At 40.9% G+C, this 12,875-nt stretch carries 14 protein-coding genes, 1 pseudogene and 1 riboswitch; of the genes and pseudogenes, 1 reads left to right on the top strand and 14 read right to left on the bottom strand.

Going from position 1 to position 12,875, the window contains the following annotated elements; genetic code table 11:
* Positions 1–95: 95 nt before the first annotated feature.
* The 14 genes and pseudogenes from lepB to AZE41_RS06785 form a co-directional block, all read right to left on the bottom strand.
* Positions 96–884 carry a signal peptidase I gene (gene lepB, locus AZE41_RS06850; RefSeq protein WP_067207209.1) on the bottom strand — a complete coding sequence of 263 codons (789 nt, stop codon included), beginning with the start codon at positions 882–884 and terminating at the stop codon, positions 96–98.
* Positions 881–1,390: an RNA polymerase sigma factor gene (locus AZE41_RS06845; RefSeq protein WP_067207207.1), complete on the bottom strand. Its 510-nt coding sequence runs from the start codon at positions 1,388–1,390 to the stop codon at positions 881–883. Before AZE41_RS06845 ends, lepB begins: the two co-directional genes overlap by 4 nt.
* Positions 1,391–1,648: 258 nt before the next feature.
* Positions 1,649–2,092 carry a hypothetical protein gene (locus AZE41_RS06840; RefSeq protein ID WP_067207205.1) on the bottom strand — a complete coding sequence of 148 codons (444 nt, stop codon included), beginning with the start codon at positions 2,090–2,092 and terminating at the stop codon, positions 1,649–1,651.
* An 8-nt stretch (positions 2,093–2,100) separates the two neighbouring features.
* Positions 2,101–2,448 carry an ASCH domain-containing protein gene (locus AZE41_RS06835; RefSeq protein ID WP_067207202.1) on the bottom strand — a complete coding sequence of 116 codons (348 nt, stop codon included), beginning with the start codon at positions 2,446–2,448 and terminating at the stop codon, positions 2,101–2,103.
* Positions 2,449–2,575: 127 nt separating this feature from the next.
* Positions 2,576–3,310 (bottom strand): amino acid ABC transporter ATP-binding protein, encoded by a 735-nt coding sequence (locus tag AZE41_RS06830; protein WP_067207201.1) that lies wholly within the window; start codon positions 3,308–3,310, stop codon positions 2,576–2,578.
* Between the two features lie 35 nt (positions 3,311–3,345).
* A complete protein-coding gene (locus tag AZE41_RS06825) occupies positions 3,346–4,047 on the bottom strand; it encodes an amino acid ABC transporter permease (protein WP_067207199.1) in 702 nt (233 codons plus the stop codon).
* On the bottom strand, positions 4,034–4,873 hold the full coding sequence (locus AZE41_RS06820) for an amino acid ABC transporter substrate-binding protein (protein ID WP_067207197.1): 840 nt from the start codon (positions 4,871–4,873) through the stop codon (positions 4,034–4,036). The genes AZE41_RS06825 and AZE41_RS06820 overlap by 14 nt, the downstream gene beginning before the upstream one ends.
* Positions 4,874–5,121: 248 nt before the next feature.
* The gene (gene ribH / locus AZE41_RS06815; RefSeq protein ID WP_067207194.1) at positions 5,122–5,586 is read right to left on the bottom strand and encodes a 6,7-dimethyl-8-ribityllumazine synthase; all 465 of its coding nucleotides are present in this window, start codon (positions 5,584–5,586) and stop codon (positions 5,122–5,124) included.
* Positions 5,587–5,598: 12 nt separating this feature from the next.
* Positions 5,599–6,792 (bottom strand): bifunctional 3,4-dihydroxy-2-butanone-4-phosphate synthase/GTP cyclohydrolase II, encoded by a 1,194-nt coding sequence (locus tag AZE41_RS06810; RefSeq protein ID WP_067207191.1) that lies wholly within the window; start codon positions 6,790–6,792, stop codon positions 5,599–5,601.
* Between the two features lie 13 nt (positions 6,793–6,805).
* Positions 6,806–7,456, bottom strand: coding sequence for a riboflavin synthase (gene ribE, locus AZE41_RS06805; RefSeq protein ID WP_067207188.1), 651 nt, complete (start codon positions 7,454–7,456; stop codon positions 6,806–6,808).
* A gap of 6 nt (positions 7,457–7,462) precedes the next feature.
* Positions 7,463–8,526, bottom strand: a pseudogene (gene ribD / locus AZE41_RS06800) (bifunctional diaminohydroxyphosphoribosylaminopyrimidine deaminase/5-amino-6-(5-phosphoribosylamino)uracil reductase RibD).
* Positions 8,527–8,603: 77 nt separating this feature from the next.
* Positions 8,604–8,751, bottom strand: a riboswitch (FMN riboswitch).
* A gap of 215 nt (positions 8,752–8,966) precedes the next feature.
* On the bottom strand, positions 8,967–9,866 hold the full coding sequence (locus tag AZE41_RS06795) for a glycine betaine ABC transporter substrate-binding protein (RefSeq protein WP_067207184.1): 900 nt from the start codon (positions 9,864–9,866) through the stop codon (positions 8,967–8,969).
* Positions 9,863–10,714 (bottom strand): ABC transporter permease, encoded by an 852-nt coding sequence (locus AZE41_RS06790; RefSeq protein ID WP_067207181.1) that lies wholly within the window; start codon positions 10,712–10,714, stop codon positions 9,863–9,865. Before AZE41_RS06790 ends, AZE41_RS06795 begins: the two co-directional genes overlap by 4 nt.
* Positions 10,707–11,969, bottom strand: coding sequence for a quaternary amine ABC transporter ATP-binding protein (locus AZE41_RS06785; RefSeq protein ID WP_067207174.1), 1,263 nt, complete (start codon positions 11,967–11,969; stop codon positions 10,707–10,709). Before AZE41_RS06785 ends, AZE41_RS06790 begins: the two co-directional genes overlap by 8 nt.
* A gap of 218 nt (positions 11,970–12,187) precedes the next feature.
* Between AZE41_RS06785 and AZE41_RS06780 the strand changes: the two genes are divergently transcribed.
* On the top strand, positions 12,188–12,745 hold the full coding sequence (locus tag AZE41_RS06780) for a GbsR/MarR family transcriptional regulator (RefSeq protein WP_067207171.1): 558 nt from the start codon (positions 12,188–12,190) through the stop codon (positions 12,743–12,745).
* Positions 12,746–12,875 lie beyond the last annotated feature (130 nt).

The raw sequence follows: 12,875 nt of genomic DNA, 5'->3' as shown, positions 1-12,875 counted from the left end.
TAATGTGACTTGGTGAGCTTTTTTCAATTACAGATGATTTATATTTAAACCCTGTCTAATCCCCTGAATAATAGGCTATCTAGTATCGTTTTTTATTATTCAATTCCATATCCTATTACTTTCCCTTCCACTTGACTTAATGATAAAGATCCGAAGTGACGGCTGTCTATACTTCTCCACCACTGGTCCCCCAGCACAAATACTGTGCCTTCTGGTACTAAAATGGTTTCCATGCTTTCTTCAAAGTCTTCTTCAGTCATAGAGGAATTTTGAGAATCGACTGTTTCCAAATACTTTTCCTTATTCATTCCTCTTACGGTTGGAAATGAATAAAAAGACTCTAGTTTCATTTCATCAATATATACCTGACCTTCTCTAATTTCAATTCTCTCACCTGGTAAGCCCACAACTCTTGATATATAATTTCCTGCTAGATTTAAATTTGGATTTCCATTTGAATACTTCGGTGTTGTAAAATAAATAACGTCCCCGCGTTGAAATCCTGAGACTCCCGGCTCTACTACAATTCTTTTTCCAGTACCTATTGTTTCATAATCGCGATTTCCTTTGTCCATATTATCTATTCCGTATTCTACAGTGATCATATTTGACTCTACTTCGACAATTGGAATTTCGGGGACGGTTTGATCATCAATGATTGTTTTCTGACTTTCAACTTCAGATGTATACTCTTTAATCGTCATCATTAAAAATAGTCCAACAGCAAAGATGGCAAAGCTAGAAAAAATTAGTGGGAGCATGTTAAATTTCTTTTCCCCACTTTTAGCAATGACTTTTTCCAAACTAATCATTCGATCAGTTTCTGATCTATCAACATCCTTCAACTCATTAAACTCACCATCAAATTCATCGAAGCCATTCATCCGTTCGCCCCCTCCATTCTGTACATTTCTTTTTTCAGCGCAGCAAATGCCCGCGACATTGTGGATTTCACCTTTGTCTCAGTCCACCCTAAGATATATGCTGTTTCTTTGATCGAGCTTTCGTTGATTTTCCGTAAAATAAGGACGTCACGATAGGTTGGCTTCAAACTAGTTAGTGCATTGTACAACCTTGTATTCAGATCTTTTTTCAGTAATTCATCTTCCGGCGAAAGATTGCTTGTATCCACACTTACCTCTTTATCAAGACTGAAAAATCGAATGATCCTTTTCCGCCTGAAATGATCATACGTAGCATTTCTAGCTATCTTCAAAAGCCATGTCGACATACTAGCTTGTTTATTGAACGTATGAATATTTTTGAACGCTCTATAAAAAGTTTCTTGGGTCAGATCTTCCGCCAACTCCTTCTGACGGACTTGTAAAAAGATATATCGATAAATGCGATCACTATATTCTACATAAAGCTGTTCTAGACTTTGCCCCACTGCCCCGCCCCCTCACCCTTACTAGACGAACTACTTTCAAAAAGGAGTCGAAAATATGAAATAATGTGCCTGCTTTCCCTGCAAGTAGTTATAGGTTGACTCATCCCAACAGTTTTGACGATCGCTATGACAGTTCGCGTACTTGCCATTCTAGTTTCATCGGTTGCCATAAGCTATGTCAAAATGCTTGTAGAATTAAATATCAAAAAAGACATGCACCAGTTAGATGCATGTCTTTTCCTATGTATCGCGGGTTATCTACCAAAGCATCGGTTTTTGAACCATGAGCCAGAGCATGATTAGCATAAGGCCGATATAGAGCCATGAAGTACCATTTAAACGATCAAGTATCTTATTTTTATCAGCATCTGGATTCTTAAATCTTCGTAGCACAACCGTAAATCCTCTTGCTAGGAAAACTCCAGATAGTAGCAAAACAGCAAGCGTCATGATTACCCATGACGTATACCATGGCCAAGGTCCAAATACCAATAGAAGGACACCCGTGTAGACGAGAACATGTCCTGCATGCATGACCAAGCGAATGATGACATTGATAATAGACAAGTAGACTTGCTCAATGTCCGTTTCAACGCCACGCACTCGCTTAATAATCGGCATCAATAGAAATAATGGACCTATGGCAAGGACAGCACTGATAACATGCAAAAAGACAATCGCGCCATAGATTCCTGAATTCATTCAGAACATCATTTCTCTACTGGGCTATATTCATGCACCCAAACACTCATCGCCGGTAACCATGGCATTTTATCATGCATCGCGAGAATAGATTGTTTGTATTCTTCCATCGTTGTGTAACCTTCTTGTTGTGCATGTTCGTCCGTCATTTCGCCGAGCGTCTGTGAATAAATTGTATCTACTTTAAACTCTTTACCGTCGAGTACCATAATTTCACCAAGATCTGCATAAACACCATTACGGCGAGTAGCTGTCTTTTCGCCATTCAGCACTTTTTTAACATCTTTGGGTATCGTAACTAGCTTTTCAATCGTACACGTTTTTTTAGGTAGTACTACATTTGATTGTTCACTCATGTAAATCGCCTCATTTCATAAAATAACATCTCCTCTATCATAACTATTGTTAACAATTTTAGCGAGGTTCTCGATCTGAGACAAAAAAGATAACCAAGCGTATCGGCTATCTTTTCGTATATTTTAGTTATGAAATTAAGTTCAAAAACTGTCGGGTTCGTTCTTCTTTTGGATTTGTAAATAGTTCGCTCGGTTTATTTCGCTCAACTACTTTTCCATTATCTATAAAAATAACTTCGTCGGCTGCGTCTTGTGCAAAACGCATTTCGTGTGTAACGACAACCATGGTCATTCCTTCATTGGCAAGATCTTTCATGACCTGCAGCACTTCACCGACTAATTCAGGATCTAGCGCAGATGTAGGCTCATCAAACAGCATTACTTTTGGTTCCAATGCCAACGCCCTTGCAATCCCTACCCGCTGCTGCTGCCCCCCTGATAGTTGAAAAGGATAGAAGTCGAACTTATCACCTAATCCAACCTTATTTAACAAGTTCTCAGCTTTTTTCCGTGCTACATCTTTAGCTTCTTTTTTTACGATGACTGGCCCTTCCATCACATTTTCAAGAGCAGTCTTATGAGGAAACAAATTATAATTCTGAAACACCATACCTGTTTCACTTCTAAAATAGTCAATTTCTTTTTTTGCTACACGTTTAGAAAAGTCTGCTTCGTGGCCATCAAGGGTTATAGTCCCGGCTGTCGGGACTTCCAGTATATTCAAACATCTAAGCAGTGTCGTTTTACCAGAGCCTGATGGACCTATGACAACTACGACTTCCCCTTTATTCACTTCCAAATCAATTCCCTTTAACACTTCAAGGTCCCCGAACTTTTTATACAAGCCTTTTATTGAAATCATAGTTTGCACCTTCTAACAGTTGTTTTTTCAACTTATCACTTAGCCACATATCGATCCAGCCGATGTTCAATTCTGTCTTGAATTAAGGAAAGGATAAAACAAATGAGCCAGTAGATAATCGCTGCTTCAGTATAAAGTAATAAAAACTCATAGTTTGCAGAAGCGATTTCTTGAGCCCTTCTAAACATTTCTGTCACTAAAATAAGCGATGCCAGCGATGTATCTTTCACAAGACTAATAAATGTATTCGATAAAGGCGGGATAGATACTCTCGTTGCTTGCGGCAAAATGATTCGCCTAAGCGTTTGGGTATAGTTCATGCCAATCGTATGTGCTGCCTCCCACTGTCCCTTCGGTATCGATTGTATTGCTGCGCGAATCACTTCTGAAGCATACGCCCCTACATTCAATGAAAATCCGAAGACGGCGGCTGGAAATGGATCTATAACTATTCCGACCGTTGGCAATCCGAAAAACAAAATAAATAGTTGTACAAGTAAAGGCGTTCCACGAATTGCAGATACATAAATTCTTGCGATAATTTGTAGCGGCTTGCTTGTTGATATTCTTCCTAACGCAGTTAATACTGCAAGAATAATTCCAAAGAAAAAAGAAAGAAACGTTAAAGGAAGCGTATAGTAAAGAGCTCCCTCCAGCAATGGCCAAAGGGATGTTAGGGCAATATCTAGAAGTCTTTGTACTTTCTCTGGGTTAGCTAAAATATTAGTTAAGGACATCTTCACCAAACCATTTCTCGGAGATTTTTAAGTATGTTCCGTCTTCAATCATTGCATTTAGTGCTTTATTTACTTCGTTAACAAGTGTTTCATTACCTTTTCTAAACATTAAACCACTTTGTGAAACGTCATCTGCTGTCGCCACAATTTGGACAGGTGCATCTGGTTTATGCTTCATAAAGTCTAAGAAAGATAAATTATCATTTATCGTTACATCTACACGTTTGGAATTGATGAGCTCAATAGCTTGGTTAAATCCTTCAACACCCACAATTTCAGCCTCGTAAGATCTTGCAGTGTCTGCATAGTTACTCGTTAATGACTGCGCAGACTTTAACCCTTTAATATCTTCAAAGCTTGTCACATCTTTATTACTAGTATTTGTAATGAGGACTGCAGATGATGAAATGTACGGTTCCGAAAAGTCATATTTCTCAATACGGTCCTCACGAATCCCTACTTGGTTTGCAATCATATCGAACCGTTTAGAGTCAAGCCCTGCGAAAATCGCATCCCATTGCGTTTCTAGAAATACAGGCTCTACCCCGAGTCGTTTCGCTATTTCTCTTGCGATTTCAACGTCAAAACCTGTAAGTTCCCCTTTATCATCATGGAATGTAAATGGTGGATATGTTCCTTCTGTCCCGATTGTTAACTTGCCTTCATCCTGTATTTTCACAAGTAAATCTTCAGTTTTCTTTCCTGAATCACTGTTTCCTTTAGACTCTTCACTACCACTTGTATTTCCTTTATTAGCGTTTCCGCATGCAGCAAGTAAAATGATTGCTGTAAATAGTAGAATTACGCGTAAACTAAATTTCTTCATACCCATTCTCCTTAATTCATATTAACTTACTTGGTTATTAGCATCATACAACATTGTATGCACTTCGTCAAAAAATAGTTTCCTCAAAAAACCTTTCCTTTATTCTTTATACCTCGGAATCCCTAAAACTAACCACATTATTCACTCTACTACTACATTTCCTTAACTAACATGTACGCGGGTGTTGAAATATTAAAAAAGGCACAGTTTCCGGATAACCGAAAACTGTGCCTTCTATTTATCAACGATTATATTTGTTTCAACAAATTCGCCATCTCAATCGCTGCATTCCCTGCATCCCATCCTTTATTGCCGGCTTTCGTTCCCGCACGTTCAATTGCCTGTTCAATCGTGTCTGTTGTCAAGACACCGAAAATAACCGGGATGCCTTCCTGCAGATTGATGGCCGCGACCCCTTTAGCCACTTCATTACATACATAGTCGAAATGCGGTGTTGCTCCGCGGATAACTGTACCAAGTGTGATAACTGCATCGTACTTACCGGAAGCCGCCATCTTCTTCGCTATTAGCGGAATTTCATAGGCACCTGGCACCCAAGCAACCGCGATATCACTGTCGGCTACTCCGTGACGAAGCAATGCATCTTCCGCTCCGCTTAGTAATTTTCCTGTAATGAATTCATTGAACCTTGCTACCACGATTCCAACTTTAAGCCCTGTTCCAACTAAATGTCCTTCATAAATTGTTCTCATCATTATTCCCCCTCAATTATGCAATAAGTGTCCCATTTTATTTTTCTTTGTTTCCATATAAATTTTGTTCTCCACTTTAACAGGCATTTCGATTTGAATGCGCTCTGTTATTTCTAACCCGTGTCCTGCTATTCCAGCAATTTTACGCGGGTTGTTCGTCAGAAGATGAATCGACGTTAAACCGAGATCCCGCAGTATTTGTGCACCGATGCCGTAATCTCGAAGGTCATCTGGAAATCCTAATTTCTCATTGGCTTCAACAGTATCGTATCCTTCTTCCTGCAGCTTGTAGGCCTTCATTTTATTGACGAGACCTATTCCACGACCTTCCTGACGCATATAGAGTAAGACGCCTCTTCCGGCTTTTTCAATCTGTGCAAGTGCAGCTTGAAGTTGCGGACCACAATCACATCGATATGAGCCAAAGACATCGCCTGTCAAACATTCCGAATGAACGCGGACGAGTACATTTTCAGCATCTTCGATATCACCTTTTACCAAAGCAATATGTTCATTCCCTGTTTCTTTTTCAACGAAAGCGAATGCTTTAAAATCTCCAAAATCTGTTGGCAGACTAATATCTACAATGCGCTCAACAAGTTTTTCATTGATGCGACGATAAGCAATTAGTTCCTGAATTGTTAAGATAACAAGATCAAATCGTTCAGCTATCTCTTTCAACTGTGGACCTCTCGCCATTGTCCCATCTACGTTCATAATTTCACATATGACGCCGACTGGTTCTGCTCCCGCGAGCTTCGCGAGGTCTACAGCAGCTTCTGTATGACCAGAGCGCTTTAGGACGCCGCCAGACTTCGCTATTAGCGGAAATATATGTCCTGGTCTTCTAAAGTCTGTTGGACCTGCTTCAGTCCCTAGCATCCTTAATACTGTTTCCGACCGTTCAAATGCAGAGATTCCAGTATGACAATCCGCATGATCAATGCTAATCGTAAATGCAGTTCCGTGCACATCACTATTATTTTCTGTCATAAGTCCGAGTTCAAGCTGTCGCGATTTCTCTTCGTCTATCGGCACGCAAATCAATCCACGGCCTTCCGTCGCCATAAAGTTAATCATTTCGGGTGTAGCGAATTCACCAAGTGCAACAAAGTCACCTTCGTTCTCTCGGTCTTCGTCGTCAACGACAATAATTGCTTTTCCTTTTTTTAGTTCTTCAATTGCTTTTTCTACGGTAGAGTACATCTGCTTTGCCCCCTTAACTGAGGAATCCACTGGCGATAAGGGTATCCATTGTTAAACCGCCAGTTGGATTCTCTTTGTCTGTAGTTATTAGCCGTTCTATATATTTCGCGAGCATATCGCATTCTACGTTCACTCGATCCCCAGCCCGTTTTCGGCCGATGATTGAGTCACCTTGCGTGACTGGAATTAATGAGATGATAAAACCAATACTCGTCACACCAAATACAGTAAGTGATGTTCCATCCACAGTTACTGAACCTTTTGGGATAAAATACTTCAATAATTTAGTTGCGATACTGATTTCCATATAGATTGCATTTTCTTTTTGTCTAACCGAAACAATTTCGCCAGTGCCATCGACATGTCCACTGACTATATGTCCGCCGAAACGACCATTCGCCGCCATCGCACGTTCTAAGTTAACTGGACTTCCCGTACGCAATGCTTGAAGCGTTGTCGCTTTAACAGTTTCAGGCATGACATCAGCTGTAAAATGATTGCTCGAGAAATCTGATACCGTCAAACAGACACCATTCACCGCCAGACTATCGCCTTTTTTAACATCGCTAAGCACTTTGCTACAACGGATTGATAGTTGCAAAGAATTCGCCGCTGGCCTAACCGCTGAAACTGTTCCTACTTCTTCAATAATCCCAGTAAACAACTGCTGTCAATCCTCCTTCAGAAACCTGGCATGAAAGCTGAAATCGTCTCCTATTTGTCGCACATCTAAAAAACGCAGGGATTCGCTTTCTGCCATTAGGTTCCAAGTATCATTCATGAACAATGAAGAACCGTTGTCGAATAATTTCGAAGCCATATACAAATACAGTTCATCTGCGAGACCTTCATTGATGAAATTGGAATGAACTTTGCTTCCGCTTTCAACGAACAACGTCATGATTTCTTTATCAGCAAAACGTTTTAAAACTTCATTCAAAAAAGATACGTTTTCTGAAATCCTTTTAATTGAAACTAAAGGATGTTCAAAAAAAGTAGTTTCAGAATGTGTTGAATCGAGTGTAAAAATAACTGTTTCTACAGCGCGGTCTGTAACAACATTCGCTGATTTGGCGTCCTGAGATGCCGGTCTAAATTAATTCGAATTGGGTTCTTTCCACCATGGGGCAAACGGGTGGTGAGGAAAGGGTTATCGTGAAGTACGGTTTGTACGTCTACCAAAATAGCATCATGGGTATGGCGGAGGTGATGGACATCGGTTCGTGATGCAGCCGAAGTAATCCATTTGCTGTCCCCGTTCTGCGTTGAAAGTCTACCGGTAAGAGTTGCGGTGGCTTTCAAGGTAACGTATGGTTTCCCGTATCTGATGAAATGAAAAAATGCTTGGTTTAACTGCTCTGCCTCTTCCTGTAAAATGCCGGTAATGACTTCAATCCCAGCAACTTTAAGAAGCCCGATTCCCGCTCCATTGACGGAGGGATTCGGATCGATAGACGCAACAAAAACACGTTGAATTCCAGATGAAATAATGAGATCTGTACACGGAGCTGTTTTCCCAGTATGGGCACACGGTTCCAGTGTCACGTATAGATCCGCACCAATAGAATTCGCACCTGCCATTGCCGGCGCATGCACTTCAGCATGAGGTGTCCCAGCTTTCAAGTGCGCACCAGTCCCTAAAATCCGGCCGTCTTTCACACAAACAGCACCAACAAGTAGATTTGGCGAGGTTTGTCCTTGTGCACTACGCGCCAGTTCAAGAGCAAGTCTCATATAATGTTGAGGGTCCATTGGCATTCCCCCTTTCGTTTTTTGAAAGGGCAGAGCCTGCAAGCACAGCACGTATATCCAAACAACTTCTCCCATCCAGACTATAACTGTCGGTGCCGGAATTTCACCAGCTCCACCGCCTTCCAAGCAAGGAAGGACGGGTCACGGACTGACGAGCTATGCTCGATCACCGCCGGTAAGGAATTTCACCTTGCCCCGAAGAGTTTGTTTATACGTGCCGACTTAAAGTTATCATACTGCTGCCATAAAATCAAAAAAGACTCAGTCTGATTGAACAGAGCAGAGTCTTCTATATATGATGAAATAAGAATACCATTGCATTTGCAACATATAATAAAACCGAGAAACCGCTGCATATTACAGCGTTCTTCCGGGTTCATTATCCTATTGCTCGCGTTTAAATAACACTGACATTCTATTACTTATTTCTTCAAGTCTTCAATTGAATCGATGTCCATATACTTCGGTACCACTAGACCGACTTTGACACCTTCCATATTGACGCCAAGTTCTTCGAATTTACCTTCGAATTTATCAGCATATGTTTTATGTGTTAATGGCATCCAAGCTGCAAGCGATGCGTCTGCACTACCGTCAGCAACTGCAGTCCATAATGGACCTGCTTCAACTTGTGTTAATGTCACTTTATAACCCATATCTTCTAAAACAATTTTCATGACGTTATGACTAGCGATTTCACTGTCCCATGCAACGTAAGCAAGTTTGATCTTGTCGCCGTCCACTTTTTCAACGCCTTCTGTCCATACAGCCACTTTTTCTTCATTTGCTTCAACCCATTTTTGTGCTGCCGCGTCTTCTTTTTCACCTTCTTGAATAGCTACCATTATTTCTCCCATATCCTCTTCAGTCCAGTTGAACTTCGATAAGATTTGGTGCGCTTCTGGCAGATCTTCTGCTAATCCGATTCTTCCGATTGTACGGATCTGCTCTTCCCCACCGTACACACCTTTTGGATCTTCAAGATATTTCAAATCGTATTTCGCAAATTTCCAATGCGGTGTCCAACCTGTAACGATAATCGGTTGCTCTTTGTCATAAGCTTTTTTCAGTGAAGCTGTCATTGCCGCACTTGAACCTGTTGTAAGATCCCAATCTGTAAGGTCATATTCTGTAAGTACTTTTTCAGTAGCTTCCATGATACCTGCACCTGGATCGATACCTGTAATCTTATAGTCTACTGATTCACCAACTGTTTTCGTGGAGTCTCCGTCTGCTTCATTCTTGTCACTGCCACATGCAGCAAGTCCTACTGCAAGCAGAGCAACCGCTCCAAGTCCTAATACTTTTTTTGTTAATTTCATAGTTTAGTTCCCCCTTGTTTTTTCTTTCCTGCGTGTTGCGTGATGCGATCTAAAATGATGGCTACGATAACGATGGACAATCCGGTTTCAAAACCAACACCCGTTTTCAGTTGTGTAACAGCTCGGTAAACTTCTTCACCAAGCCCTGGCGCACCAACCATCGATGCAATAACGACCATCGATAGGGAAAGCATAATACTTTGATTGACACCCGCCATAATTGTAGGTTTTGCAAGCGGAATTTGTACTTTGCTCAATCTCTGCCAAGTTGTAGAACCAAATGCTTCTGTCGCTTCGATTAAATCTTTCGGAACTTGTTCTATTCCAAGCATTGTCAAACGAATTGTTGGCGGCATTGAGAAGATAACAGATGCCACAACACCTGGGACGACCCCGATGTTAAAGAAGAATATAGCTGGCAATAAATAAACGAATGCCGGCATGGTTTGCATCAAATCCAATAAGGGATTGATGATTTTTCTTGCTGTCGCTTGTTGTGATCCCCAAATACCGACTGGAATTCCGATTATCAGTGCGAAGAATACAGAGGTGAGTACGAGCGCCAGCATTTGCAGCATCGGGTACCAATAGCCCAAGTAATCGATGAACAGCAAGCCGAACAATGTAAATATGGCAATGCGGCGAGTAGATACGAACCACGCAAGCAAGGCAAATAGCACGGCAAGTAAAATAGATGGCACGATATCGAGCAATTCCACTGATCCTTCAACTATTCCTTTGAGAAAATCTGAAATCCCGTCAAACACTGTACCGAAAGTTAGTACGAGCCAATCGACTCCATTGTCAATCCACTCTGCAAATGGCAAACGAGGTAAATATTTATCCATTTATCTTCGCCTCCGTATCCGTATGTTCATCGGAATCGAAAGTTCCGTTATTATTGATAAACTGATTATCACCTGATAATGCACCAATCAATGCACCACGAATAATAATTCCCTGTAGCTTGTTATTTTCATCAACGACTGCAACCGGAATAACCGCTGTCGATACGATATCGAACAGATCGATTAGCACGGTATCCAGAAGAATCATCGGAAGGTCGGTAATCATTATTTCTTCAAGTGTCTTCCCTGTTTCAATAGCCAAACTCGCATCTTGGGCCGTGACCGCACCTAAAAGACGCTTTGCTTTATCGACAACGTAAATTGAAGATATCCCAAGTTGTTTCATCATTCGAAGAGCTACTCTCGCTCCACGGTCGATTTGAACCGTCTCTGCTTTTTTCATAATATGTCCCGCTGTCAATACTTTAGAAAGATCCACATCTTCAACAAAGCGTTCTACATATTCATTCGACGGACTCATCAATATCTCTTCGGGCGTACCCACTTGAACAATTTCCCCGTCTTTCATCAATGCAATGCGGTCGCCTATACGAAGTGCCTCATCTAAGTCATGCGTAATGAAAATAATTGTTTTCCCCATATCATTATGAAGTTGCAATAATTCGTCTTGCATATCTTTGCGGATTAACGGATCAAGCGCACTGAATGCTTCGTCCATCAGCAAAATATCTGGTCCATTAGCTAGCGCTCTCGCTAAACCAACACGCTGTTGCATGCCTCCGCTCAGCTGGCTAGGGAATTGATCTTCATATCCTGCAAGTCCGACTAGTCCTAAGGATTCTTTCGCTTTGACTTGACGTTCTGCCTTCGCTACTCCTTGGATTTCTAAGCCATATTCCGCGTTTTCAAGAATCGTCTTGTGGGGAAAGAGTGCGAAGTTTTGAAATACCATTCCAATTTTCTTACGCCTTACATTACGAAGTTGTTCTTTATTCATCCCAACGATGTCCTCACCGTCTAGCAGGATATTGCCCATTGTTGGGTCAATCAGCCTGTTCAGTAATCTAACAAGCGTTGATTTTCCGCTACCTGACAATCCCATAATGACAAATATTTCACCTTCGTACACATCGAATGATGCATTTTTCACCCCGACTGTTGCGCCGGTGGCTTTCAAAATCTCACCTTTTGTTTTTCCTTCATTTAGAAGCTGGGAAGCCCGCTTCGCATTTTTACCGAAAATCTTTGTGGTGTTTATCACTTGGATTTTCTTACTGGCAATCTGTTCACTCATACATACACTCCTTATATTTTCAAAACTGACGAATGTCTTCTAGTATAGCTGTCTTTTTTTTGCATTACAACCGTTTTCTCAATTTAAATGGTTTGTACAGAAAAAACTGTACGAACTTTTATTGCTACGAATTGCTTTTTAAGATAGGATATAATACGCTATAAGAAATGAGCTGGATCGGTTAATAAATGCCGGTTATAGTGGAGGGAAGACGTTGTATGAACGGTAATGAAAAACTTGAAAAAGCTCGTGAGAGGATTATTGAATCCATCGCACAAAATATACATCTTTATGGTCTTACACCTTCTGCTGGAAGACAGTATGGCACGATGTTTTTTCATAATGAGCCGTTAACATTGGATGACATGACAGAAGAACTCGGGATGAGTAAAACGAGCATGAGCACATCTGTCAGAGCACTATCCGATTTGAAGTTAGTGGAACGTGCTTGGAAAAGAGGGGTCCGAAAAGACCTTTATCAAGTGAAGGATGATTGGTATCAAAGCTTTATTGACCTATTTTCAATAAAGTGGAGAAGATCTGTTTCCTTGCATTCAGCCGCAATAAGAAGGTCTTTGGCTGAACTGGAAGGACTAGTAAACGATCCCGCGATAGATGATGAATTGAGAGAAGAAGTAACTATAGATATTGAAAAATTACTATACCTACGAGATTATTACGATTGGCTCGATCGTCTTGTTGATGCTTTTGAAGATCATGATATTTTTAATCTCGTGCCAATTAAAAAGCCTGAACAGGATACGCCCAATAAGTGAACATAAGAAAAGCGGAAGGCGCCTTGGTAGACATGAAAAAGACGGCCAGTAAATAACTTGATCACACTATGGGCGCGCTACGTGTATGATTTACTTTAGATTGCTTTGGATTGAATGACTTCTATAAGAT

The sequence above is a fragment of the Sporosarcina psychrophila genome (assembly GCF_001590685.1).
GTDB classification, from domain to species: Bacteria; Bacillota; Bacilli; order Bacillales_A; family Planococcaceae; genus Sporosarcina; species Sporosarcina psychrophila.
The sequence above is the reverse complement of the archived record's forward strand: the minus strand, read 5'-3'. Positions and strand labels throughout refer to the sequence as shown.

Excerpts from the sequence above, each read along its gene's own strand:
- lepB (WP_067207209.1), bottom strand. The coding sequence starts at position 884 with ATGAATGGCTTCGATGAATTTGATGGTGAGTTTAATGAGTTGAAGGAT.
- AZE41_RS06840 (WP_067207205.1), bottom strand. The coding sequence starts at position 2,092 with ATGAATTCAGGAATCTATGGCGCGATTGTCTTTTTGCATGTTATCAGT.
- AZE41_RS06835 (WP_067207202.1), bottom strand. The coding sequence starts at position 2,448 with ATGAGTGAACAATCAAATGTAGTACTACCTAAAAAAACGTGTACGATT.
- AZE41_RS06830 (WP_067207201.1), bottom strand. The coding sequence starts at position 3,310 with ATGATTTCAATAAAAGGCTTGTATAAAAAGTTCGGGGACCTTGAAGTG.
- AZE41_RS06825 (WP_067207199.1), bottom strand. The coding sequence starts at position 4,047 with ATGTCCTTAACTAATATTTTAGCTAACCCAGAGAAAGTACAAAGACTT.
- AZE41_RS06820 (WP_067207197.1), bottom strand. The coding sequence starts at position 4,873 with ATGAAGAAATTTAGTTTACGCGTAATTCTACTATTTACAGCAATCATT.
- ribH (WP_067207194.1), bottom strand. The coding sequence starts at position 5,586 with ATGAGAACAATTTATGAAGGACATTTAGTTGGAACAGGGCTTAAAGTT.
- AZE41_RS06810 (WP_067207191.1), bottom strand. The coding sequence starts at position 6,792 with ATGTACTCTACCGTAGAAAAAGCAATTGAAGAACTAAAAAAAGGAAAA.
- AZE41_RS06795 (WP_067207184.1), bottom strand. The coding sequence starts at position 9,866 with ATGAAATTAACAAAAAAAGTATTAGGACTTGGAGCGGTTGCTCTGCTT.
- AZE41_RS06790 (WP_067207181.1), bottom strand. The coding sequence starts at position 10,714 with ATGGATAAATATTTACCTCGTTTGCCATTTGCAGAGTGGATTGACAAT.
- AZE41_RS06785 (WP_067207174.1), bottom strand. The coding sequence starts at position 11,969 with ATGAGTGAACAGATTGCCAGTAAGAAAATCCAAGTGATAAACACCACA.
- AZE41_RS06780 (WP_067207171.1), top strand. The coding sequence starts at position 12,188 with ATGAACGGTAATGAAAAACTTGAAAAAGCTCGTGAGAGGATTATTGAA.